We start from the raw sequence: 23392 nt of genomic DNA, 5'->3' as shown, positions 1-23392 counted from the left end.
GTCGATCATGGAGTTGTGGTGGGTGAATTGCTCGGTCCCGCGCCTTCTGCGGGGCACCACAACTCCTTGATCGACGCGGCGGGGGTGGGGCGTGAGGGCGGGGGCGTGGGGGGTTAGGCGGCGGAGAGGTGTACGCCGTCTCGGCCCTGGCGTTTCACCGCGTAGAGGGCCTGGTCTGCTCTTCTCAGGGTGCGGTCGGGGGTTTCGCCGGGGCGGGGTAGTGCGACGCCCACGCTGATCGTGCGGCCCACTCGCCGGGCCGCCTCGGTCAGCCGCTCGGCGATCCGGACCGCCTCCTCGGGGCGGCTCACCTCGATCACCGCGACGAACTCGTCGCCGCCGATCCGGTACAGCTCGTCGCCGTGGCGCAGCGCCCCCTCCAGCGCCCGGGCCAACCCGACCAGCACCCGGTCGCCGGCCTGGTGCCCGTACGTGTCGTTGACGGTCTTGAAGCCGTCCACGTCGATCGCCAGCAGGGCCGTACGCCCCGGGGTGGCCGCCGCGATCCGCTGCCCGAACGGGCCGGTGTGCCGCAACCCGGTCAGCGGGTCGGAGCTGGCCTGCTCGCGCAGCCGGGTCAGGGTGCGCAGCCGGTCCAGGCTTGTCCAGGCCTGCCCGGCGAGCAGCTCCATCAGGCTGACCGTGGTCGGGTCCGGGCGCAGTGCCCGTTCGTCGGCGACCAGCAGCACCCCGCCGGCGTCCGGCGGCCCGACCGGAACGGCGACCAGAGTGCGCACGCCCGCCCGGGTCAGCGGTCGGTAGTCCTCGGTCGGGGGGTGCCCCGCCTCGCCCAGCGTGTACCCCGCGCCGTACCGGTGTGCCCGGTCGACCATCCGGACCAGCGCGGCCGGACCCGACTCGGTCAGCTCGGCGCGGATCCGGGTCTCCAGGTCGCTCGGCGCCGCCGGGGGTGCGCCGAGCTGCCCCGCGATCAGCAGCACCGCGGTGGAGAGGCCGGAGACCTCGCGCGCGGCGCAGGCCGCCACGCCCAGCACGTCGGCCTCGGTCGGTGCGGAGGAGAGGGCGGCAGCGTGCCGGAGCAGCTTCTCGCTGCGGCTCTCCGCCGGTGGGCCACCGAGGGCGGCGATCCGCGCGCCGAGCTGGTCGGCCAGCTGTTGCGTGGTCTCCCGCCACGGCTCCAGGTCGATCGGCTCGCTCCACTGCACATCGAGGACGCCGATCGCCCGGCCCGCCGGGTCCAGCACCGGTACGCACAGCTCGGCTGTCACGTCCGGGCGTACCGGCAGGTAGTCCGGGTCGACGGTGACGTCCGGGACGACAGCAGGGGTGCCGGTGTCGTACACCCGGCCGACGATGCCGGTCCGCGCCGGCACGGTCGCGAAGACCTGCCAGGCCCCGGTCGCCGCGACGCAGCGCAGGCGGTCGTGGACCGCGAGCAGGACGGAGATGGTCGCCGGGGTGTGGCGGGACAGTGCACTGACCGTCCACCGACAGGCCTCCGGCGCGCTCGACGCCATCGGCAGGCGGACGGTGACGTCACGGATGACTCGCTGATGATCCACTCGCACGTCGTTCCAGATAGGGGAGGAGCCCGGCGTCGCCGAGCCGCGCGATCAAGCGTACTTCCGGCTGCGCGGAGTCGATCAGCGTCGTACACATGTTCTATCCACAGGCTGTGGACGCAGCCTGTGGGCTTCGGGCTCCGCGCTGTGGGTCGCGGTCGGGCACCGCGAAACGGTGCCCGGCGATAGCGTGGAGATCCCGGCGCCGAGGAGCGAGCCATGATCATCGCCCAGCTCAGTGACCCGCACCTGACCACCGGCCTGCTCGCCGCCGCACCGGCGGCGGGGCTGCACCGTGCGCTCGGCCGGGTGCTCGCGTTGCGGCCCCGACCGGACTGCGTGGTGATCACCGGTGACCTGGTCGACCACGGGCGACCCGACGAGTACGCGGCACTGCGCGAGCTGATCGACCGGTTCCCGCTGCCGGTGCACCTCGTACCCGGCAACCACGACGACCGGGAGTCGCTGCTCGACGCCTTCGGGGGCACGCCGTGGCTCGGGGGCGGCTTCTCCGCCTACTACCACGTCGACCACGAGGCGGCGACGGTCGTGGTGCTCGACTCGCTCGTCGCGGGCAGCGACGGCGGCCAACTCGGCGAGGAGCAGCTCGGCTGGCTCGACGGGGTGCTGGCCGGGCGGCCCGAGGTGCCCGCCGTGGTCTGCCTGCACCACCCGCCGGTCGCGGTCGGTATCCCCGCAGCCGACTCCATCCGGCTCGCCGACGGTGACGCGCTCGCCGAGGTGATCGGGCGTCACCGGCACGTCGTCCGGGTAGCCGCCGGCCACCTGCACCGCCCGGTCACCACGGCGTACGCGGGCACGGTGCTCACCGTGGCGCCCAGCACCTGGAGGCAGAGCACGCTCACCATGAGCGCCGACGAGCAGATCGGTTGGGTCGACGAGCCGACCGCCTTCCTGCTGCACCTGGTCGAGCCGGGCGGCTGCGTGACACACACCGTGCAGGTGAGCCACTCCGCCGGCCAGACCTGCGGCTTCTGACGGCGCCCGACGTGAGGGTCTGGTACGTCGCGTACGGCTCGAACCTGCACGCCGCCCGGCTGGCGTGGTACATCGGGGGCGGCTGCCCGCCCGGCGGGAAGCGGACGTACCCGGGCTGCCGGGACCGCCGCCCACCGAGCCGGTCCTTGCCGCTGTCGCTGCCCGGCGGCATCTACTTCGCCGGTGAGTCCGGTGCCTGGACCGGCGGGATGGCCTTCTACGACCCGCACCTGCCGGGCGAGGCCGCCGCACGCGCCTACCTGGTCACCCTGGAACAGTTCACCGACATCGCGGCACAGGAGATGTACCGCCCAGTGGACGACACCGCCGACCTCGTCCCGGCGACCAGCGCGGCCATCGACGCCGCCGTGGCCACCGGGCGGGCGACGCTCGGCCCCGGACGGTACGAGACGCTGGTCTGCCCGGGCAGCCGCAGCGGCGTCCCGATGCTCACCTTCACCGCACCCGAGGGGGCGTCCGGTGTGCGGTGCCGGCCACCCGCGCCGACCTACCTCGCCATGATCGCCCGCGGCCTGCGCGAGTCGCACGGCTGGCCGGCCGAGCGGATCGCCAGCTATCTGGCCGTCCGGCCCGGTGTGGCGGACGCCTGGCCGCCGGAGGCGGTCGCGGCCCTGGTCAGCGATGCCCTGGCTGCGGAAACGTCGGCCACGGGGGCGTTGGCTGCGGGGGCGTTGGCCACGGAGGCGTCGGCCACGGAGGCGTTGGCCACGGGGGCCTTGGCCGGCGAGGTGCTCACCAGCGAGGTGCTGGCCGGCGAGGTGCTGGCCGGCGAGGTGCTGGCCCGCGAGGCGCTGCCCGACGCCTGAAGGCCGCGTCCTGCCGGCTCGGCGGCCGACCCCTGAATCACGCCGGCCCGGTGGAACGGTCGTGTGCCGGTGTGATCGTCAGCCGAGCAGAAACTCACGCAGCGCGGGAGCGAGCGTTGCCGGCGGCACCTCGTGGTAGTCACCGTCGAGGCTGATGGACCGGCCGCCGGGGATCGCCTCGGCCGCGGCCCGGCTGCCGTCACGCAGCCACTGTGGACTGCCGGTGCTGTCCACCGCGAGGGTCGGCGCGGTGATCGCGGCGAGCCGGTCAGCCGGGAGGCGCCCTCCCGCGCTCACGATGGCGTCGTACGGCAACGTGTGCGCGATGGCGGTCAGCGCGCCCCACACCGGTTGCGACCGCATCCCGGTGATCACCCCCGGGGGCAGCCCGACCGAGACGCTGAGGAAGGTCTCCACCGCGCCGTCCCGGTCGTCGGCGGCGATCAGCTCGATGAGCTGCGCGGTGATGTCTCTTCGCACGCCGGCGTGTGAGCCAACCTGAAACGGCGGCTCGAACAGGACCAACCCGGTCACCGGCAGCCCCCGCGCGGCGGCGAGGGCGGCCAGGATCGCCCCCGAGGAGACCCCGTAGGCAGCGGCGGAGCCACCCGCCGCCGCGATCAGGGCGGCCAGGTCGTCGATCTCGCGGTCGACCTCGTACGGCAGGGTGTCGCCGCTCTGACCCCGACCCCGGCGGTCGTACCCGAAGACGGTGAAATCCGGTGCCAACGCCGCACCCAGTGCGCGGCTCGTGTTGCGGTCGTTGAACGCGCCACCCACCAGGATGATCGGCGGCCCGGCACCGGACCGCTCGAACGCGATGGGTGTGCCGTCCGTCGATCGGACCTGCTCCACCACCGGTGTCTCCTCGCCCACGATGCCGCCTCCGTCCGCGTTGGCTGTCCCGTCCTTTCTAGACCCTGGAGCCGACACTGTCCGGCAGACGCACCAACCGGCGGTCGATCCCTGGTCGAGTCGTACCCGCAGCTCTGATGTGTTGCCTGGGTCGACCCGGCGGCGTCCGGATGAGAGGCTGTCGGGGCGGGCGGCCAACCCCAACCGCCGCCACTCGCGACCCTTTCGACGGCGCCGGCCGGCGGCCCGGTCGACCCAGAGGCCGGGCACCGCACGCGCCGATTCTCACAAGGAGATCCATGTCCATAACCAGGATGCGTCGGGCCGCTGTCGGCCTGACCGCGCTTGCGGTGGCCGCGTTCGGCGCGGTCGCCACGAGCCCTGAGCAAGCCGACGCGCGGCCGAAGCCGGTCGACGTCACCCTGCTGGCCCTCAACGACTTCCACGGCAACCTCGAACCGCCGAGCGGGTCCAGCGGCACCATCGCCGGGCAGGCCGCGGGTGGCGTCGAGTTCCTGTCCACCCACCTGGCCGAGCTGCGCGCCGCCGCCAAGAAGCAGAACACCATCACGGTCGCCGCCGGTGACCTGATCGGCGCGTCCCCGCTGCTCTCCGCCGCGTTCCACGACGAGCCGACCATCGAGGCGCTCAGCATGGCCGGCCTGGACTACGCCAGCGTCGGCAACCACGAGTTCGACGAGGGTGCCGCCGAGCTGCTGCGGATCCAGAACGGCGGCTGCCACCCGGTCGACGGCTGCGCCGACGGCACCCCGTACCGGGGGGCCGGCTTCAAGTACCTGTCCGCGAACGCCTTCAAGACCGCGACCGGCAAGCCGCTGATGGCGCCGTACGCCATTCACAAGGTGCAGGGCGTCAAGGTCGGCTTCATCGGGATGACCCTGGAGGGCACCCCGCAGATCGTCAGCCAGCAGGGCGTCGCCGGTCTCAGCTTCGCCGACGAGGCGGACACCGCCAACCGGTACGCTCGCGAGCTGCGCCGCAAGGGCGTGCAGGCGATCGTCGTGCTGCTGCACGAGGGTGGCACCCAGGCCGCGACCGGCGGGATCAACGACTGCGTCGGCATGACCGGGCCCATCGTGGACATCACCAACCGGATGGACCCGTCGATCGACGTGGTCGTCAGCGGGCACACCCACCAGGCGTACAACTGCGACATCAACGGCAAGCTGGTCACCAGCGCCAGCTCCTTCGGTCGCCTGGTCACCGACATCGACCTCAAGATCGACCGTCGGTCCGGCGACGTCATCTCCGCCGCCGCCAACAACGTCGTCGTCAGCCGGGACGTCGCCAAGGACCCGAAGCAGACCGCGCTGATCGACCGGTACAAGACCGTGCTCGGCCCGGTCGCCGACCGCCAGGTCGGCGTGACCAGCCAGGCGATCACCCGGAGCCAGGAAACCCTCTTCGGTACGAGTCTAGGTGAATCGCCACTGGGCAACCTGATCGCCGACGCGCAGCTCGCCGCCACCGACGACGAGCAGAACGCGGTCGCCGCCTTCATGAACCCGGGCGGCGTCCGGGCCGACCTCGACGCCGGCCCGGTCACCTACGAAGAGGCGTTCACCGTCCAGCCGTTCGCCAACAACCTGGTGACACTGGACCTGACCGGCGCGCAGCTCTACTGCGTCCTGGAACAGCAGTTCGTCACCAACCGGACGCTGTACCCGTCGGCCACCGTGGGTTACGTGGTCGACCCCAACGGCACCACCGGCACGGTGGCCGACCCGTGCGCCGGCACCCGTGTGGTCCGCGGCAGCCTCACCCTCGGCGGCACCCCGGTCGACACCGCCGCCACCTACCGGGTGACGGTGAACAACTTCCTGGCCGGCGGCGGTGACGGGTTCAGCGCCCTCACCGGCGGGACGAACCTGGTCACCGGCCTGATCGACCTGGACGCCTTCGTGGCGTACCTGACCGCCCAGTCGCCGGTCTCCGCGCCGACGCTGGACCGGATCCGTACCACCGCCGAGGTTCCCGCCGCCTGACGGCTTACCTCGCGCACGTCGGGCCCCGGAGCATCCGCTCCGGGGCCCGACCCCGTTCCGCGCTCCCGCGTTTGCCCGCTCCCGCGCGCGTGTTTGTCCGCGCGCGTGTTTGTCCGCGCGCGTGTTTGTCCGCGCGCGTGTTTGTCCGCGCGCGCGTTTGCCGCGCCCGCTCGGGGCAAGATCGCGCTCGAACATGGATGTAGTGGCATCGGCACGCGGGGATACCACTACATCCTGGATCGAGCGTGATCTTGGTGCGTGGCGAGATCAACGAGGAAGATCCGCGCAACATCAGGGATGTTGCTGTCTCCTGCGTGCCGCAGGCAGCAACATCCGGGAAGTTGCTCGGATCTTGGTGCGGGGTGCGGGGTGCGGGGTGCGTGCGGGGTGCGGCCTCGGCAGGGTGCGGCGCGGGGCGGTGCGGCCCGGGGAGCGGCGGGGTGCGGCGCAGGGCTCGGCGCGGTGGGCCGCACCCCACGGCGGGGGCAATGTCACGGGCCGTGCAGGATCGTTCGAGGTCAGGCGGGGGCGGGGGCCGGGGCGGGTGTCGCCGGGGTGGTCGTCGTTCGGCCGTCCTGCTCGGTGCTGAGCAGGCGGCGCAGGGAGAGCGCGACCAGTGAGGCGACCAGGCAGCCGCCGACCACCGTCGCCACCCAGACCATGCCGTTGGCGGCGCCGATGAGCGGGCCGGCGGTCACCGGACCGATCACACCGCTGACCCCGAAGATCATCGAACTCATGGCGTTGTAACGGCCGCGCAGCTCGTCGGTGGCCAGTGCGTTGGTCAGCGCGGGCATCACCGGCGAGAGCATCGTCTCGCCGAAGCCGAAGATCGCCGAGCAGGCCACCACGCACAGGGCGGCGAACAGGGCGCTCTCACCGCTGACCAGGCCACCCGCGCCGAGGACCAGCCAGGCGGCGGCGAACACCGCACCCACCACGGCCAGTGCCCGGGTGCGACTGCGCCCCTCGATCCGGCGGATCACCAGCAGTTGCGCGAGCACGATCATCACGGTGTTCGCCGCGAGCGCCCACGCCACCACCCGGGGGTTCACCTCGACGACCCGCACCGCGTACGCGGCGAAGCCCACCTCCACCTGCGCGTATCCGCAGGTGGTGAGGATCAGCCCGAAGATCACGAGTCGTCGGAAGGGGCGGTCGCGCAGCACGGTCAGGTAACCGCCGGCCGACGGCTCGTCGTCGCCTCGACGGCGGCCGAGCCGATGGCCCACAGTGGGCAGGGTGAGCAGGATGAGAGCCGGCAGCAGGTAGGTCACCGCGTCCAGTAGGTAGATCGTCTGGAAGGTGCCGGGCCGGTCGGTGTCGACGATCGCGCCGGAGGTCATGCCACCGATGCCGATGCCCAGGTTGAGCAGGGCGAAGTTCAGCCCGAAGACCCGTTGCCGCTCATCGTCGTCGGTCAGCGACGCGAGGATCGTGTTCTGCCCGGACCAGATCGCCGAGCTGCCGACGGCGATCACCGTCATCACCAGCAGCGCCGACCCGGTCGAGTTGACCAGCGCGAGCGAACCGGTGCCGACCGCCTCGATCAGCAGGCAGGGCACCACCACCCGACGCGCGCCGAACCGGTCGATCAGCGTCCCGCCCAGCGGTGACAGGGCCAGGGTGACCACGCCGTACCAGCCGATCACGAGCCCGGCGCGGGTGTCGGTGAGCCCGCGTACGTCGGTCAGGTAGATGAACAGGAACGGCAGGGTCAGGCCGCGCCCGATCGCCGACAGCAGGGTGCCGACAAGGATCCGGCGGGCTTCCGAACGGCGGGGCAGAGCACGGCGCAGCATGACCGGCATTCTGTTGGTCGGGTGTGACACCACGCGACTCGTTTTCCGCCGCGCCGCGCCTTCGTGCAGGCCGACGAGTGACTGAGCCCACGATGATCACCCGACCCCTCTCGCCGGTCCGTCGGTGTCCGCCGGGTCTGCGATGCTGACCCGATGACCGGCACCTGGCGACATCTGCCCGCTACCGCCCGCGCCATCGCCGTGACGGCCACCGCGGCCGTCGCCGCAGCCCAGGCACGCGACGGTCAGGCGTACGACGAGGTGGTCGGCAAGCTCGCCGCCGACGAGCGTTCCGGCTTGGTCCTCGGCGCGGTGGTCCGGTTGCTGTTGGAGGAGAGCCACCCGGACGGGCTGACCGGCGACGACATCCGCCAGGTGTTGACCCGTTGCGTACAGGGGGCGGCGCGGTGGCGTTCGGACGTCGACCCGCACGTGGTGCTCGTCCTGCTGGCCGGCGCTCTGGGGGTGTACGACCCGGAGGGCGACGAGTCACCGCCGGACGCGTCCGCCCTGGCCCGGCACGCCCCGCTGCTGGTGGCCGACCTGCTGGCGGGGACCAGCGTGCCGTTGGACGACTACCTGGCCGCCGCGTTCTCCGAGATCGAGCGCACCGAACGACAGGACTGACGGCTGGGGGCGACCACACCGGTGGCCGCCCCCGTCATACACGTCAGGCGGTCGGGGCCGCCACGTCGAAGTAGTACCAGTTGGGGTAGTCGCTGACCGTGCCGTCCGCGCGGACGGCGTAGACGGTCAGGTCCGTGAACCCGCTGGCGGTCGGCGCCCAGGTGATCGTGGCCCGGCCGTTCGCGTCGGCCGCCACCTCGGTCGCCTCGGCGTTGTTGAAGCTGTAACGGTAGGCCGTGGTGTCCGTCCAACCCGGCGGCGGAGAGAAGGTGAAGGTGCCCTCGACCCCCACCCCGCCGACCGGCGAACCGTCCGGCGAGTAGTAGACGTCGGACTTCACCCCGGGACCGGGATCGAAGTACGCGTCCCAGCGGCTCTCCGGCGACACGTACCCGTTGTCGCTACGGCTGCGGACGGTGAGTCGGTGCCCGTTCGGGTTCGTGGCGACGAAGCTGAAGAAGGCCGTCCCATCTTCCTGGGCGTCCCGCGTCTGCGGCTCTCCGCCGTCGAGGACGAACTCGTAGTCCCGGACGGTGACACCGGGAGCCGGGACGAACTTCAACAACACTTCCTGGCCCCACTCGGGCCGACCGCTCTGCACCTGCACCTGTGGCTCGCCCGAGGCGACGAAGGTGCTGTACGTCACGGTCTCCGAGACGTTGCCCGCGAGGTCGATGGCGCGCACGCTCAACCGCTGCGGGCCGGAGCGAAGCGGATTGATGGTCACGGTCGCCGACCCACCCGGGGTCTGCAAGCGCACCGCTCCGGGCTGGTCGAGCGGGTTGTGGCACTCCCACTGGCCGTGGTCACCGCTGGCCGAGCAGCCGTGGACGCCCAGGCCGAGCCAGGAGTACTCGAAGCCGGCGACGTCCTTGTTGCCGTTGCCGGAGAACGTGAAGATGCCCGGCACACCGACCGGCCCCCACTCGCCGGTGGTGTCCGGCGGGTAGTTGGACGATGCGACGGTGGGCGCGCTGGGAGCGGTGCGGTCGTGGGTGAAGAAGCACTTCTTCGACCAGGGCGAGTAGTCCGCGCCGTCGGTCACCCGGGCCTGCCAGACGTACGACTTCCCGTCGGTGAGGGTGCCCTCGGGCAGGTTGACGGTGTTGGCTCGGCCGGACTGGCCGTGCTCGCCGGTGAACACCTGCCGGGCCTCCGGGTTGGCCTTCGGCCAGATGGCGACCTCGGTCTTGACCGAGCGCTCGTCGTACTCGTCGGCGTCGGTGCCGACCGCCTGCAACGTGCTGGCGAACCCGCCGATGCGCGGGTAGGGGGCCAGTTGGGTGCAGGGCAGGCCACCGTTGTACAGGTGGGCGTTGTCGATCTGCGGCACCGAGTTGACCTGGGTGCTCAGCTGGACGCCGCGGTACGGGTGGAACCGCCGGCCGTAGGAGGCGTCGCTCTCGTGCTGCTCCGGCACCCGGATCTCGAAGGTGATGTACCGCTGCCGGTGTGCCACCGCGTCCTGCACCGCCGCGCCGACGTCGAACGTGATGATGGCACCGGGGCAGATCTGCGGAGGGGTGAGCACCTCGCCGAGCTTGGCGAGTGGTGCGGGCGGCCGGTTCCAGGTCGGAGTCGAGGTGACCGGCTTCGTCCGCCAGATCTCGACGTCCCGCTTGGTGCAGTCGGCGACGCTGCGCTCGTCGAGGAAGACCTTGGCACCGTAGATCTTCTTGCCCTCGTGGGCCGAGAGGTCGTACGTGGCGTACACCCGGGAGGTGTGGCTCTTGCCCGCGTCGTCCTGCCAGGTGCCGAGCGGAATGTTGGTGTTGCTGTCGATCGGGTACGCCTTCTTCGGCGTCGCCGAGTCGGTCCAGCCAATCTGCACGGCCGGCGGGTCGTCGTAGTGCGGCGCCGCGACGGCGGCGCTCGCGGTGGAGATGAGACTGAGCCCGCTGAGGCCGAGCGTCAGCGCGAGTGCGCTGACGACGGCACGGCGCGGCCTGGATCTGAGCACAGTGGATGGTCCTCCCCGTGTGTCATCCGCCTGCTGAACGGATGATCAGGCGCATCAAAGCGTGCGGGATTGCCATCCAGCAACCACCTTTCGGCTGGCTGGGCGGCTGGTCGGAAGGATCGAATCCGCGTCAGACCGGGTCCGCGGTCCGCCGTGCCACGACCTCCAGGTACTCCGCCGGTATCCGCACGGTGCCGTCGGTGGCCCGGTTGTGCGTGCGGGCCAGCTCCACCAGGTCGGCGTGCAGCTCCGCTCGTCGCTCCTCGGGCAGCGCCTCGAACGCCTTCAACGTCGGGCCGTAGTTGCCCCGGAAGAAGAGGGCGAACTCCTCCGGGGTACCGAAGCGGAAGACGAACTCCCGGCGTACCGCCCGAAGGTCACCCACGGCCCCGCCGAGCAACTCGCGGACCCGGCCCTCGTCGCCCCACTGCACCGGCGGGCGCAGCCCCGCCGGTGGCGGCACATGACGGCCCACCGTGCGGAACAACTCGCCGATGAAACCCTGCGGCGTCCACGACGCCAGGGCCACCGTGCCACCGGGCCGGCAGACCCGGACCAGTTCGGCCGCCGCCCGCTCCTGGTTCGGGGCGAACATCACGCCGACGACGGAGAGCACCGCGTCGAAGGCGCCATCGACGTACGCCAGACGTTCGGCGTCCCCGGTCACGAACGCGACCGGGAGGCGCTCCGCCTCGGCCCGCGCCTTGCCCCGGTCCAACAGTTCGGGTACGTAGTCGACGCCGGTCACGACGCAGCCGCAGCGGGCGGCGGCGATGGCGGCGTTGCCGGTGCCGGTGGCCACGTCCAGCACCCGGGCGCCGGCGGACAGGTCGGCCTCGGTCACCAGTAACTCGGAGATCGGGTGGATGAGCGCGGCAACCGCGCCATAGTCGCCGCTGGCCCAGGTGACCTGCTGGCGGGCTTTCACGGCGGTGAGATCGAGTGCGGTGGTCATCGGTGGTCTCCCTCGGACGCTTCGTTGTGCCACTGACGCTAGGTGTGGCGGCGCCTCCGGGGATCGGTAGAAACACCTATATTGGCTGGCAGATGGCCCTGCCGGCGCGCACCGGGTCCGACCGGGTCATTCCTCGTTCCAGGCGTCCATCTCGGGTGTCCGCTGTGCGTCCTGGTCGGCCACCTGCCCGGTGGCGAGCGTCCGACCGGACGCGTCGAGCGCCTGCACGACGAGGCCCGTCGTGGGGCGGGGCACGGTCATCGCCGCCCCGGAGCCACTGACCGCGGCCCTCGCCACCTCCTGCCCGTCGCGCAGGACCCGTACCGTGGTGGCGGCTGCCGGCGTCACCACCAGCAGGGGCTGCTGGCCCTCGCTGGCGGCGACGTCATCGCCGATGGGAACGGCCAGCACGCTGGCGGGATCGCTGGGGTCGTCCGTTACGGCGAAGGGGGTGCCGGAGCTGACCGCCCCGTCGGGCCACGGCTGAGCGGGAGTGATCGTCACCTCGCCGACCCAGCCACCGCCGACGGCGGGAGCGGCCAGGAACGTCACCTGGGCACCGTCCGCCGACGGGTCCCCGGCCGTGTCGGTGGGGACGCTCGCAACGTGCCCGCCCCACACCACGCTCGGAAGCGCGGTCAGTCGGTAGCCCTCCGACTGGACCCACCGATTCAACAGCTCCCGGGCGGGCTGCTTTTCGACCGAGCCCCGGGCGCGGGACATCGCGGTGGTGAGCTGGGCGTCGGTGACTGACGTTGACGCCAGCGACCCCGGCCCGAGCGTCACCTTGCGGGTCACCGCACCGCAGTCGACCCGCCACCACTCGGGTCGCTGGGTCTGCGACGTCCGGACCAGGTAGGAGCCGGTCGGCTCGGGAGTCCACTGGGAGGCCCCGTTCGACAGCGGTGCGCTGAGGAAGACACAGCCGGCAGGCGCGATCGCCACGTGGGCCGACCTGCCGGCAGCGGACGGATAGTCCACCGCCAGGCTCTCGTACGGCTCCAGAGCGTCACTGGTGCCCCGAGTCGCAGCGGTGCTGGCCAGTTTCTCCGCGCTGGCACCCTCCTCGGCGACGAGCCACACCGCGGCGCTGGGCCAGCCCGTGACCGGGTCGGGTTGGTCGCGGACGAAGGCGGCGAGCGCGATCCGTTGGCCGTCGACGTCATCGACGAACAGCACCTTCACCGTGCTCACCGGCACGGTCAGTCGAGGAAGTTCTCCCCGCCGCTGGGTCGCCATCAGGATGTCGGAGAGCTGACCGACGTAAACGCTGTCCCGGGCGACGGCACCGCGGGGCGGCGACTGGAGAAGCTTGTCCGACCAGGCCAGCACCGGTGCGATGGATTCGGTCGAGTCGGCCGGTGGCGGCTGCGTGTGCCGGCCCGGCCCCGCGACGGCGAAGGCAGCGCCGCCGACGGCGACCACGACGGCCAGGGTCAACCCGCCGAGGCGTCGCTGCCGCGCCCGCTGGTACCGCACCCTGGCCCGACCGTACGGATCCGGCTGTGGGGTCAGCGTCCTGGTCAGCTCAGCCAGGGCCCGGCTCAGATCCTCGTCGACACTCATCGTGGTACCCCCGTCATCGTCGTCGTCCCGGGTGGTGCTGGATCAGCTGCCGCTGATGTCGATGTCGGCGGGTCGGGTGCCAGGGCCAGACGCAGGCGAGCCAGTCCTCGCGACGCGCGGCTCTTGACCGATCCGACGGAGCAGCCCAGGGCGGCCGCAACCTCCGCCTCCGGCAGGTCGACCACGTACCGCAGCACGATCACGGCCCGGGTGCGCGGCGTCAGCGCCCGCATGGCCTCGTGGAGGGTGTGCCGTTCCGCCACCACGTCCGTCATGTCCCGGGTGGACCGGTCCGGCAGGATCGCCGTCACGACCTCGTGCACCCGGTGGCGACGCCAGCTGTTGATGTGCTGATTGATCATGACTCGCCGCAGATAGGGCATCGGATCATCGATCCGCCGCCACCGCCGCATCACCTTCACCAGCGCCGCCTGCACCAGATCCTCGGCATCCTGTGCCGACCCGGTCAGGTGGTACGCCACGCGTAGGAGATCCATGTAGCGCGTGTCGACGAACTCTCGGAAATGCTCGTCGTCAACTGCCATAAGCCCCCGCCTCGATTGGTTACCCAACACGACTCCGTCGAGGGCCGAAAGGTTGAAGGCTGGCGGGATGCGCGTCAGCTTTCGCCGGGTCCGGTACACGGGGCCTCGCTGGACCGCCGCCGGCACTCGATTCGTGACCGGAGTCGCACGGGGCACCGCGCCGTCTGATGCCGTGCGCGGAGACGAGGTGGGCAGCCGTCGCCGGAAACGAATCAAGGCCCCTCGGTGGAGGGGCCTTGACCTGCTGTTACCTCTGGTCGGGGTGGCCGGATTCGAACCGACGACCTCTTCGTCCCGAACGAAGCGCGCTACCAAGCTGCGCCACACCCCGAGGCGTGCCGACAAATAGTAGCCCACCCGCCCCGATGGTCAAACTCGGTACCCCCGCCACCCGGACCCCGTCCGGGTCAAGATCCGCACAACTTCCCCGATGTTGCTGCCTCAGCGCGGCGTAAGGCAGCAACATCCCCGATGTTGCGCGGATCTTGCGGCCCGCGGCCCGCGGCCCGCGCGGGCGGGCGCGGGGTGTGGCGGGTCAGCGGGGTGTGGGTGGGTCAGCGGGGGATGAGGGTCAGGATGCTGGCCTCCGGGGGGCAGGCGAAGCGGATCGGGGCGGTGGGGTGGGTGCCGAGGCCGGCGGAGACGTGCAGCCAGGAGTCCGAGCCCGGCCAGCGGTGCAGACCGCGCGCCATCGAGCGGGGCAGGCCGCAGTTGGTCACCAACGCACCGAAGCCCGGTACGCAGACCTGACCGCCGTGGGTGTGCCCGGCCAGCATCAGCCCGAAGCCGTCGGCGGCCATCTGGTCGAGCACCCGTGGCTCCGGGGAGTGCGTCAGCGCGATGGACAGGTCGGCCGAGGACGAGACCGCACCGGCCACGGAGGGGTAGTCGTCCCGCTCGATGTGCGGGTCGTCCACGCCGACCAGGTCGAGCTGCCGACCGCCGGCCTTCAGGGTGGTCCGGACGTTGTTGAGGTCCGCCCAGCCGGCGCCGGTGAACACCTGACGCAGCTCCTCGTAGGGCAGCTCGACGCCCTCGGTGTACTCCCGGTCGGGCAGGAAGTAGGTGAACGGGTTCTTCAGGACCGGCCCGGTGTAGTCGTTGGAGCCGAACACGAACGCTCCGGGAAAGTCCAGCAGCGGTTGCAGGGCGCGCAGCACCCCGGGCACCGCGCCCGGGTGCGCCATGTTGTCGCCGGTCACCACCACCAGGTCGGGGTCCAGGGCGGCCAGCGACGCGACCCAGCGCTGCTTACGCGCCTGGTCGGGCATCATGTGCAGGTCCGACAGGTGCAGCACACGCAGCGGCTCCGCGTCGGCCGGCAGCACCGGCACGTCGTACCGCCGCAGGGTGAACATGTTGCGCTCGATGAGCGACGCGTACGCGAGGGTGGCCGCGCCGACCGTGGCGGTTCCGGCGGCAAGCCGGAATAGTGTGCGCTTTCGCATGGCGTTCAGGGTAGTTTGACCGTCCATGAGCACGCTGAAGGACCGCCTCACTGCCGACATGCGTTCCGCGCTCAAGGCGCGCGACGAGCTGACCACCTCCACGCTGCGGATGGCCCTGGCCGCCGTCGGCACCGCCGAGGTCGCCGGCAAGGCCAAGCGCGAGCTCACCGATGACGAGGTGCTCGCGGTGTTGACCAAGGAAGCCAAGAAGCGCCGGGAGGCAGCCACCGCGTTCGCCGACGCCGGTCGCGCCGAGCAGGCCGCGAAGGAGTCGGCCGAGGGCGAGGTGCTGGACCGCTACCTGCCCAAGCAGCTCTCCGACGCCGAGCTGGCCGAGCTGGTGTCGGGGGCGCTCGCCGCGGGCGGCTTCACCGGCAAGGCCCAGATGGGCCCGGCCATGAAGGCGGCCCAGGCCGCGGTGGCGGGCCAGGCCGAGGGTGGTCGGGTGGCTTCCGAGGTACGCCGACAGCTCGCCCTCTGACCCCCCCGGCGGCACTGCTACCGCCGCCCCGGGATCGGTGGCGGTAGCGGTCATCCGGACAGACGAACGGGCGGGCACCCGAGGAGGGTGCCCGCCCGTTGTGTTCTGCTCGTCGGCTCAGCCGCCGGGACGACCACCGGGTCGACCGGTGTTGCCGGGCTGCCCGCCGCCACCGGTGTTGCCCGGTGTGGTGCCGCCACCACCGTTGCTGACCTGGATGGTGACCACGCCACCCTTGATGGTGCGCCCGTCCGGGCTGGTGCCGTGGGCGGTGCCCGCAGGGCAGGACGACTTGACCTTGGTGTCGGAGACCACCGGCTCGAAGCCGGCGCCCTTGATCCGGGACTTCGCCTGCTCCACCGGGATGCAGCTCACGCTGGGGATGCTCCGTTGGTCACCTTCGGAGATCTTCTGGCCCGGCGCCTCGAACTGGATCGCCTTCTTGCCCTTCATCGCGTCCCGCAGCGTCTCCCAGACCGGCGGGTTGATGCCGTCCTTCTCCGCGTGCTTCATCTTCACGTTGGTCTGCGGCCAGTCCGGGTCGGCCATGATGCCCGCGACCGCGTACTGCTTGGTCATCGCGACCAGTGCGGCGGTCTTCTCGGAGTCGGTGGTGCCGGACTTGCCGGCCACCGGGTAGCCGACGTCGCTGCGGACGTTGCCGGCGGTCGCTCCGGCGCAACGGGAGGACGACGACTTGTCACCGACCGGGCAGCGGGCCGCGTCCACCGCGGCGCGGGCCACGTCGGTGCTGAACCGCTTTTCGCATCGCGGGTTGGCGATGTCGAGCTTGTTGCCCTCCGGGTCGCGGATCTCCTGCACCGGGATCGGTTCGCAGTAGGTCCCGTCCGCGGCCAGGGTGGCGTAGGCGTTGGCCAGATCCAGCGGAGTGGTCTGCGAGACGCCCAGGGTGAACGCGCCCCACTGGTGCGCGCCCTTCTCCAGGGTCAGGTCTTCCTCGGACCGGAAGTTGATGCCCAGCCGCTTGGCGGCCTTGACCACGTTCTCCGCGCCGACCTGCTGTTGCAGGGGCACGAAGTAGGTGTTCACCGACCGGCCGAACGCGGTCCACATGTTGGCTGGGCCAGCCATGCTCTCGGTCGAGTTGGTGGGGCAGTAGAGGTTGGTCCCCGGGCAGGCCGCCGGGCCAGGCCGGATGATGTATTCCGATTTGAACTGCTTCGGCGCGTTGAAGGAGTAGCTGAGCGGGATGCCCTTCTCCAACGCTGCCACGATCGTGAACATCTTGAAGGTCGAGCCGGCCTGATAACCGGTGATGCCGTCGCCGCCGGTGAGCAGGGGGTTGACCGTCGCCGGGTAGTTGCCCCGGATCTTCTTCTTGCTCTTCGCGGGATCGCTGGAGATCTTGTTCTTCGGGTTCTTCGGGTCGTCCAGCTTGAACTGCCGGTTGACCGCGAGCGCCCGGACCCGGCCGGTGCCGGGCTCGACCACCGCGACCATGGCGGCTTCCTTGCTGTTCTCGCTCTTGGCCTTGCGGACCGCCTTGTCAGCGCCCCTCTGCGCCTGGACGTCGATCGAGGTCACGACGGTGTAGCCGCCGCTCTTCAGCCGCCGCTCCCGGTCGTACGAGGTCGAACCGAACGTCTCCTGCTGCATCCACCAGCGGTAGAAGTAGTCGCAGAAGAAGCCCCAGCTGTTGACGTTGGCGGAGACGCAGCCGTTCGGGGTGCGCTTGTCCTTCACCTCGAGCTTGGTGGCCTTGGCCGCGTCGGCCTCCTGCTGGGTGATGGCCTTGATCTCGACCATGTTGTCGATGACGTAGTCGCGCCGTTCCAGTGCGAGCGGGAAGCCCGCCTTGGTGGTCGGGTCGTTCGTCGTCGGGGCCTTGACCATGCCGGCCAGCAGTGCCGCTTCCTCGATCTTCAGCTTGCTCGGCGGCTTGCCAAAGTAGACCTGGCTGGCGGCGAAGATGCCGTACGCGCCGTTGCCGAACGAGGCGAGGTTGAGGTAGCGGGTGAGGATCTCGTCCTTGGAGAATTCCTTGTCGACCTGGAGGGCCAGCCGCATCTCGCGCAGCTTGCGGGCGCTGGTGTCCTCGGTCGCCGCGACCACGTCGGCCGGGTGGGTGGCCGAGTAGGCGATGGCCAGCCGGACGTACTGCATGGTCAGCGTCGAGGCGCCCTGCCGGCCGGAGCCCTCGGCCTGGTTGTTGACGAACGCGCGGGCGACACCGTTGATGTCGACGCCGTTGTGCTTGTAGAAGTCGTGGTCCTCGGCCGCGATGATGGCCTTCTGCATGTTGGGGGAGATGTCGGCGAGCTTCACGTCGCGCCGGTTCTCGTCGTACATCGTTGCGAGCGGTGTCTTGCCGTCGGAGGCCAGCAGGTAGCTGATCTGTGGCGCGCGGGCCACCGTCAGCTCCGTGGGCAGGTTGCCGAATGTCTCGGCGCCCGCCTTCGCGGCCAAGCCGGACATCGCCACCGCGGGGAAGGCCGCCGCAGCGACCACCACGCCGGCCAACAGGCCACACACGAGTAGCGATGCGGCGTTGGTCAGCACATTGTGGTCACGTTTCCGCATCCAGGTCACCTCGACAGGGTACGCGAGTAGGGAACGAGGGGCGCTGGGGCGTTCTTTCCCCATTTCCTGCGTGCGCTGCCCTCGTTGTGCTAAACGCACGACCCCCGGTACTTGGTTGCGTGTGACCTGGCGTGAGTCTCCTCTGATTCGGGGAGGGGGCGCAGCGTTATCGCTGACCTCGGCGGGGTAACCGGCGGTCGAAGGCCCGGGAAGCCGGGAGTGTCCGGAATGATGGATTTCGCCGACAACGTTGCGTAATCAGTCGACTACAGAGCATGATGGGGGCGGCGACAGCGCCACATGTCGTCCGCGCCGCCTTGGGGAAGGCAGGCCGGGCGATCGGGGGGAATTGCCGGCTGACGTGCATCGACGAGGTCGGTAGGTACTGCAAGGGGGGACGTGTACACATGGGCATGATCACTGACTGGCCGTCACTGGCGGCATGTCAGAACGGGGACCCGGACGCGTTGTTCGTACAGGGCGCCGAACAGAACGTGGCGAAGCGGATCTGCCGGAGCTGCCCAGTTCGGTACGAGTGCCTGGCCGACGCGCTGGACAACCGGATCGAGTTCGGTGTGTGGGGTGGCATGACCGAACGCGAACGGCGGGCGCTGTTGCGCCGTCACCCGCAGGTGACGAGCTGGCGCAAGATGTTCGAGGCCGCGATGAAGAAGAACAGCAAGGACAAGACCGGCAAGGACAAGATCCTCGTCAGCGCGGCCACCTGACACCGGTCACGGCCGGCTGATCGCCGCGCCGATCGTCCGCAGCCCGTCGACGTCATGCACGTCGGCGGGCTGTGCCGTCACCGACACCGCCGGCACCGCCGGGAACGCCTCGGTGAACCGCGCCGCGACCTGCTGCTCGCGTACCGCCTGACGAGCCAGCGCCGCGTGCGCCCGCAGCACGTCGGCGGTGGCCTCGTGCCCGCCCAGCTCGGTCAGCCGCTCGGCGGCGACCCGGCTCTGCTCGGCGTCCAGCTCCGGCACCGCCGGTCGGTGGACCCGGTTGAGCACCAGGCCGGCGAGCGGCATCCGCTCGTCCCGCAGACGACCCGCGAAGTAGGCGGCCTCCCGGACCGCGTCCGGCTCCGGTGCCGCGACCAGCAGGAAGGCCGTCTCCCTGGCCTGGAGGATGCGGTACGTCTGCTCGGCGCGCTGCCGGAAACCACCGAACATCGAGTCCAGTGCGGCCACGAAGCCGGACAGGTCGGTGAGCAGTTGTGCGCCGAGCACCTTCTGCACCACCTTCGAGAACATCCCGAACGAGGCCGTGACCAGGCTGAACATGCTCCGTCCGCCGCTGCGTGCCGGAGCCAGCAGCAGTCGCAGCATCCGGCCGTCGAGGAAACGGGAGAGCCGGGCCGGCGCGTCCAGGAAATCCAGTGCCGAGCGGGACGGCGGTGTGTCCACCACGATCAGGTCCCATTCGCCGCGGGCGTGCAGCTGACCCAGCTTCTCCATCGCCATGTATTCCTGGGTGCCGGCGAAGGTCGAGCTCATCGCCTGGTAGAACGGGTTCGCGAAGATCTCCGCGGCCTTCGCCGGATCGGTGTGCTGCAGCACCACGTCGTCGAACGTGCGCTTCATGTCCAGCATCATGGCGTGCAACTCGCCGCCACTGCTCTCGACGTCGATCCCCTTGACCTGGCGAGGGGTGTTGTCCAGCTCGGTCAGGCCCAGCGACTGGGCCAGGCGGCGGGCCGGGTCGATGGTGAGCACCACCGTGCGTCGGCCGTGGTGCTCGGCGGCCCGCAGCGCCAGCGCCGCGGCCGTGGTCGTCTTTCCCACCCCGCCCGCACCGCAGCACACGATGATCCGCACGCCGGGGTCGGCGAGGATCTGGTCGACGTCCAGCTGCGGCGCCGCGTCTTCGGAAGGCACCAATCGAGCGTATCGGGCCGCACGGGTCCATGCGCCTGTGCTGAGCTCAGGTGTGAGTCAATCGGCGCTGACGAGGGCCCGGGCCAGTGTCGTGAGGCCCGCCCGGTCCACCCCGTCGGGCAGCAACGGCAGCTCGACCATCGGCAGCCCCAACTCCACCAGCTCGGCGCGGAGCGAATCCTCCAGTTCGCGCCGGATGAGCTGGTCCCGAGCCTCGTCGTGCAGTCCGGCCACGGTGTCCCGATCGGCCGGCAGGCCGGCGGCGACCAGCCCGCGCCGCAGCTCCGCGGCGGTGACCGCCTGACCGGCGGGCAGTGGGGGCCGGGCGCCGTTGACGATCACCTTTCCGATGCCGAAGCCGAGCGAGGTCACGTCGGCGATCGCGTCCACCGTCTCCTGCACCGGCATCTCCTCCAGCAACGTGACCACGTGCACCGCGGTCATCGGGGAGCGCAGCAGCGCGGCGACCCCCTCGCTCTGGGTCTTGATCGGGCCCACCTTCGCCAGCCGGGCGGTCTCGGCCGTGACGTTGAGGAAGCGGCCGATCCGCCCGGTCGGCGGAGCGTCCAGCACCACCGCGTCGTACACGCGCCGCTGCCCGGAGGTGCGGGTGGTGGCCTCCTTCACCTTGCCGGTGAGCAGCACGTCGCGCAGGCCGGGCGCGATGGTGGTGGCGAAGTCGATGGCGCCGAGCTTGCGCAGCGCCCGGCCCGCCGCGCCCAGCTTGTAGAACATGTCGAGGTACTCGAGTAGCGCCTCCTCGGCGTCGACCGCGAGTGCGCGTACCTCGCCGCCGTCCGGCGCGTCGGCGAGGTGCCGCTCCTCGTAGGGCAGCGGGTCGATGCCGAACAGCTGGGCGATGCCCTGTCGCCCCTCGACCTCGACCAGCAGGGTGCGCCGGCCACCGGCGGCGAGCGCGAGGGCCAGGGCCGCCGCCACGCTGGTCTTGCCGGTGCCGCCCTTGCCGGTCACCACATGAAGGCGGGCGGACCATCCGGTACCGGCCGGCTCGATCGGCCGCTCAGCTGCACACACCCGTCGAGCCTATCCAGGCCCGGCGGTCACGCGACCTCGCAGACCCACCAACCCGTCTTCTGCACCACAGTGAAGCGCAGGTCCTGGTCGGCCACCTTCTCGTCGGAGGTGGTCATGGTGACCCGGGTGGAGACGGTGGCCCGGTCCCCGGTCTGGTTGTCCACCTTCGGGGTGGTCCACCGGAAACGCGGGTTCTGGTGCGCGGAGACGTACTTCTGCACCTCGGCGACCTTCGCGGCGATCTTCTCGTCGTCGCGGGAAGCGGCGCAGACCCGATCGGCAGCCTTGGAGGCGTCGCGATCCTTGTAGACCGCGGTGAGGAACTCGTCGACGGCGATCGCCGGTTCCTTGGCGCCCTCGCCGCTCTCGGCGTTGCGCAGGGTCAGGAACGCCACCACACCCCCGCCCACGCAGAGCACCATGATCACGACCAGTGCGATCGCCGCGATCAGCAGGCCGCGCTTCTTCTTCGGTGCCGCCGTGCCCTGGTAGGGCGGATATCCCGACGGCGGTGGCGGGATCTCGGGGCTGCCCGGCTGTGTCGGTGCCGCGGCCGACGCCAGGCCACCCGGCCCCTCGGGCTGACCGGCACCGTCAGCGCCGCCGGACGGGGCGGGCGGGGCCGGCTGGGACGGAACGGCCGGCTCGGCGGGGAGCGCCGGCTGGGCCGGGGATGCGGGGAGGGCGAGCCGCCCGTGCGGTGCGGCGGGGGCTGGCTGGGTGGGAACGGTCGGAGAGCCGGGCTGGCCGGCGGGATCCGGGTGGGCCGGCGGGTGAGCGGGTGGGCCGGCCTGGTCGCCGCTGGGCGGTTGGGTCATGGTCTTTCCCCCGTGGGTGCGGCGCCCGCCGCCACCCCTGGCGCCGAGCGTGATCGAGCGGGCGTCCGGGCGCTGCGCGACCGTCCGACCGGAAGGGTAGCGGTCGACAGGCGGATCGGCGTCGCCCTGCCATGCCGCGCAGCCCGCCGGTTTGGTCGATGATGAGCCGCGCTCAGCTCGGCAGCCCATTCCCCGACTGACGATCTGTCGCATATGTGACTGTTGGTGACCGGATGTGCGCGTCCTATTGGCGGGACTGCGGCCACCGACCTACCTTCGTCCGGTGCGGGGGCCGGAACGGACCAATGGGTTCGGACCGGAAGCATGATCCGAGAGGTACGACCGGAGGCAGTGCATGCGCGACGCGGACAACATCCCTCGCACCCAGTTCCCGACCAACGACCGGCCGCGCCGGCCCGGGTCCGTGGTCGAGACCGGCGGGCCCGTCGGCAGCCAACCGGTCAACGAACGGTCGTACCGCCGGATGCCGGAGCAGACGGAGGCCGCGCGGGCACCGAGCCGCCCCGCCGAGCGGGTTCGAGACGACGACGAGCCGGGCTTCGTGATCCACCTGCCGATCCGGGTGCCGAGTCTGACCGCGGCGACCGTGCTGGCCGGCCGGGTCGCGGTGTCCCTGGGCTTCCTGCCCGAGCTGGACGCCGGCGAGACCACCGTGTCCAACGCCGACGACCAGAACAACCGGCACCGGGTCTTCTGCGACCTGCTGCTGCCCGACCGGTCCCGCTGCCCGCAGGGATACGAGCACGAAGGGCGCTGCGGTGAGCTGCCGGCCGCGCCGGAGCAGCGTCCCGCGCCTCGCCCCGCCAGCGGACCGTAGGCTGTCCCTCGAACAATTCCGCACCGAGAGGGAGCCCTTCAGCGATGCAGAAGTGGGAATACTCCACGGTCCCGCTGCTGGTCCACGCGACCAAGCAGATCCTCGACAACTGGGGCGAGGACGGGTGGGAGCTCGTCGCCGTGATCCCGGGGCCCAACCCGGACCAGCTGGTCGCCTACCTGAAGCGGCCCAAGGCGTGAGCAACGGCCCGCACGCGAAACTCGCCGAGCTGGGGTTCGAGCTGCCCGAGGTCGTGCCGCCGGTGGCCAGTTACGTGCCGGCCGTGCAGTCCGGGCAGCACGTGTACGTCTCCGGCCAGCTTCCCATCGCCGAGGGCAAGTTGCTGGCGACCGGCAAGGTCGGCGCCGGGATCTCCGCCGAGCAGGCGAAGGATCTGGCCCAGCGGTGCGCGCTCAACGCGTTGGCCGCAGTCGACTCACTGGTTGGCCTGGAGAACGTGGTCAAGATCGTCAAGGTGACGGGTTTCGTGGCCTCCGCGCCCGGCTTCACCGGTCAGCCGGCAGTGATCAACGGCGCCTCCGACCTCTTCGGGACCGTCTTCGGCGAGGCTGGTCGCCACGCCCGCAGCGCGGTGGGAGTGGCCGAACTGCCCCTCGACGCCCCGGTGGAGATCGAACTGATCGTCGAGGTCGCCTGACGCGTCGCCATCGCCGGGCGACCGT

Annotated in this window: 21 protein-coding genes and 1 tRNA gene; 9 read left to right on the top strand and 13 right to left on the bottom strand. The window is 71.1% G+C overall.

Going from position 1 to position 23392, the window contains the following annotated elements; all coding sequences use genetic code 11:
* Window positions 1-113 precede the first annotated feature (113 nt).
* The gene (locus LADH09A_RS19025; protein WP_238646814.1) at window positions 114-1523 is read right to left on the bottom strand and encodes a sensor domain-containing diguanylate cyclase; all 1410 of its coding nucleotides are present in this window, start codon (window positions 1521-1523) and stop codon (window positions 114-116) included.
* A 219-nt stretch (window positions 1524-1742) separates the two neighbouring features.
* Here LADH09A_RS19025 and LADH09A_RS19020 point away from each other — a divergent pair, with 219 nt between their 5' ends.
* Together LADH09A_RS19020 and LADH09A_RS19015 are read left to right on the top strand one after the other, a co-directional pair.
* The gene (locus LADH09A_RS19020; RefSeq protein WP_238646813.1) at window positions 1743-2522 is read left to right on the top strand and encodes a phosphodiesterase; all 780 of its coding nucleotides are present in this window, start codon (window positions 1743-1745) and stop codon (window positions 2520-2522) included.
* An 11-nt stretch (window positions 2523-2533) separates the two neighbouring features.
* A complete protein-coding gene (locus LADH09A_RS19015; protein WP_238646812.1) occupies window positions 2534-3349 on the top strand; it encodes a histone deacetylase in 816 nt (271 codons plus the stop codon).
* A 78-nt stretch (window positions 3350-3427) separates the two neighbouring features.
* Here the strand turns inward: LADH09A_RS19015 and LADH09A_RS19010 are convergent, their stop codons facing one another.
* Complete coding sequence (locus LADH09A_RS19010) at window positions 3428-4225, bottom strand: alpha/beta fold hydrolase (protein WP_238646811.1); 798 nt, start codon at window positions 4223-4225, stop codon at window positions 3428-3430.
* A gap of 278 nt (window positions 4226-4503) precedes the next feature.
* On the opposite strand from LADH09A_RS19010, the gene LADH09A_RS19005 reads away from it, so the two are divergent.
* Window positions 4504-6210 (top strand): bifunctional metallophosphatase/5'-nucleotidase, encoded by a 1707-nt coding sequence (locus LADH09A_RS19005; protein WP_238646810.1) that lies wholly within the window; start codon window positions 4504-4506, stop codon window positions 6208-6210.
* Between the two features lie 518 nt (window positions 6211-6728).
* On the opposite strand, the gene LADH09A_RS19000 is transcribed toward LADH09A_RS19005, so the two are convergent.
* Entirely contained in the window at window positions 6729-8012 is a 1284-nt protein-coding gene (locus LADH09A_RS19000) for an MFS transporter (protein WP_238646809.1), read from the bottom strand.
* Window positions 8013-8165: 153 nt separating this feature from the next.
* Here LADH09A_RS19000 and LADH09A_RS18995 point away from each other — a divergent pair, with 153 nt between their 5' ends.
* Complete coding sequence (locus LADH09A_RS18995; RefSeq protein ID WP_238646808.1) at window positions 8166-8639, top strand: hypothetical protein; 474 nt, start codon at window positions 8166-8168, stop codon at window positions 8637-8639.
* 43 nt (window positions 8640-8682) lie between these two features.
* On the opposite strand, the gene LADH09A_RS18990 is transcribed toward LADH09A_RS18995, so the two are convergent.
* The 6 genes from LADH09A_RS18990 to LADH09A_RS18965 form a co-directional block, all read right to left on the bottom strand.
* Window positions 8683-10599: a hypothetical protein gene (locus tag LADH09A_RS18990; protein ID WP_238646807.1), complete on the bottom strand. Its 1917-nt coding sequence runs from the start codon at window positions 10597-10599 to the stop codon at window positions 8683-8685.
* Window positions 10600-10729: 130 nt separating this feature from the next.
* A complete protein-coding gene (locus LADH09A_RS18985) occupies window positions 10730-11554 on the bottom strand; it encodes a class I SAM-dependent methyltransferase (RefSeq protein ID WP_238646806.1) in 825 nt (274 codons plus the stop codon).
* Between the two features lie 126 nt (window positions 11555-11680).
* A complete protein-coding gene (locus LADH09A_RS18980) occupies window positions 11681-13120 on the bottom strand; it encodes a hypothetical protein (protein WP_238646805.1) in 1440 nt (479 codons plus the stop codon).
* Complete coding sequence (locus LADH09A_RS18975) at window positions 13117-13764, bottom strand: SigE family RNA polymerase sigma factor (protein ID WP_238646804.1); 648 nt, start codon at window positions 13762-13764, stop codon at window positions 13117-13119. Before LADH09A_RS18975 ends, LADH09A_RS18980 begins: the two co-directional genes overlap by 4 nt.
* A 155-nt stretch (window positions 13765-13919) precedes the next feature.
* Window positions 13920-13996, bottom strand: a tRNA-Pro gene (locus LADH09A_RS18970).
* 223 nt (window positions 13997-14219) lie between these two features.
* On the bottom strand, window positions 14220-15113 hold the full coding sequence (locus LADH09A_RS18965; RefSeq protein WP_238646803.1) for a metallophosphoesterase: 894 nt from the start codon (window positions 15111-15113) through the stop codon (window positions 14220-14222).
* A gap of 25 nt (window positions 15114-15138) precedes the next feature.
* Here LADH09A_RS18965 and LADH09A_RS18960 point away from each other — a divergent pair, with 25 nt between their 5' ends.
* Entirely contained in the window at window positions 15139-15594 is a 456-nt protein-coding gene (locus LADH09A_RS18960; RefSeq protein WP_238646802.1) for a GatB/YqeY domain-containing protein, read from the top strand.
* A gap of 117 nt (window positions 15595-15711) precedes the next feature.
* Here LADH09A_RS18960 and LADH09A_RS18955 read toward each other — a convergent pair whose 3' ends face one another.
* Window positions 15712-18135, bottom strand: a complete 2424-nt coding sequence (locus LADH09A_RS18955) for a penicillin-binding protein (RefSeq protein ID WP_238646801.1) — start codon at window positions 18133-18135, stop codon at window positions 15712-15714.
* 407 nt (window positions 18136-18542) lie between these two features.
* Between LADH09A_RS18955 and LADH09A_RS18950 the strand changes: the two genes are divergently transcribed.
* Window positions 18543-18863 (top strand): WhiB family transcriptional regulator, encoded by a 321-nt coding sequence (locus LADH09A_RS18950; protein WP_238646800.1) that lies wholly within the window; start codon window positions 18543-18545, stop codon window positions 18861-18863.
* A 6-nt stretch (window positions 18864-18869) separates the two neighbouring features.
* On the opposite strand, the gene bagB is transcribed toward LADH09A_RS18950, so the two are convergent.
* Genes bagB through LADH09A_RS18935 form a run of 3 tightly spaced genes read right to left on the bottom strand, consistent with a single transcriptional unit; the run spans window position 18870 to window position 21616 of the window.
* Complete coding sequence (gene bagB, locus LADH09A_RS18945) at window positions 18870-20021, bottom strand: ArsA family ATPase (protein WP_238646799.1); 1152 nt, start codon at window positions 20019-20021, stop codon at window positions 18870-18872.
* Window positions 20022-20075: 54 nt separating this feature from the next.
* Complete coding sequence (gene bagA, locus LADH09A_RS18940; protein ID WP_238646798.1) at window positions 20076-21053, bottom strand: ATPase BagA; 978 nt, start codon at window positions 21051-21053, stop codon at window positions 20076-20078.
* A 26-nt stretch (window positions 21054-21079) separates the two neighbouring features.
* Window positions 21080-21616 carry an Rv0361 family membrane protein gene (locus tag LADH09A_RS18935; RefSeq protein ID WP_238646830.1) on the bottom strand — a complete coding sequence of 179 codons (537 nt, stop codon included), beginning with the start codon at window positions 21614-21616 and terminating at the stop codon, window positions 21080-21082.
* Between the two features lie 610 nt (window positions 21617-22226).
* On the opposite strand from LADH09A_RS18935, the gene LADH09A_RS18930 reads away from it, so the two are divergent.
* The 3 genes from LADH09A_RS18930 to LADH09A_RS18920 are packed head-to-tail and all read left to right on the top strand — an operon-like array spanning window position 22227 to window position 23367.
* Entirely contained in the window at window positions 22227-22709 is a 483-nt protein-coding gene (locus LADH09A_RS18930; RefSeq protein WP_238646797.1) for a hypothetical protein, read from the top strand.
* 44 nt (window positions 22710-22753) lie between these two features.
* Window positions 22754-22909, top strand: a complete 156-nt coding sequence (gene sp36 / locus LADH09A_RS18925) for a Sp36 family protein (RefSeq protein WP_088950574.1) — start codon at window positions 22754-22756, stop codon at window positions 22907-22909.
* Window positions 22906-23367 carry a RidA family protein gene (locus LADH09A_RS18920; RefSeq protein WP_238646796.1) on the top strand — a complete coding sequence of 154 codons (462 nt, stop codon included), beginning with the start codon at window positions 22906-22908 and terminating at the stop codon, window positions 23365-23367. The genes sp36 and LADH09A_RS18920 overlap by 4 nt, the downstream gene beginning before the upstream one ends.
* Window positions 23368-23392 lie beyond the last annotated feature (25 nt).

It is taken from the genome of Micromonospora cabrerizensis (assembly GCF_022230955.1).
In the GTDB taxonomy this organism is placed as follows: Bacteria; Actinomycetota; Actinomycetes; order Mycobacteriales; family Micromonosporaceae; genus Micromonospora; species Micromonospora cabrerizensis.
The sequence above is the reverse complement of the archived record's forward strand: the minus strand, read 5'-3'. Positions and strand labels throughout refer to the sequence as shown.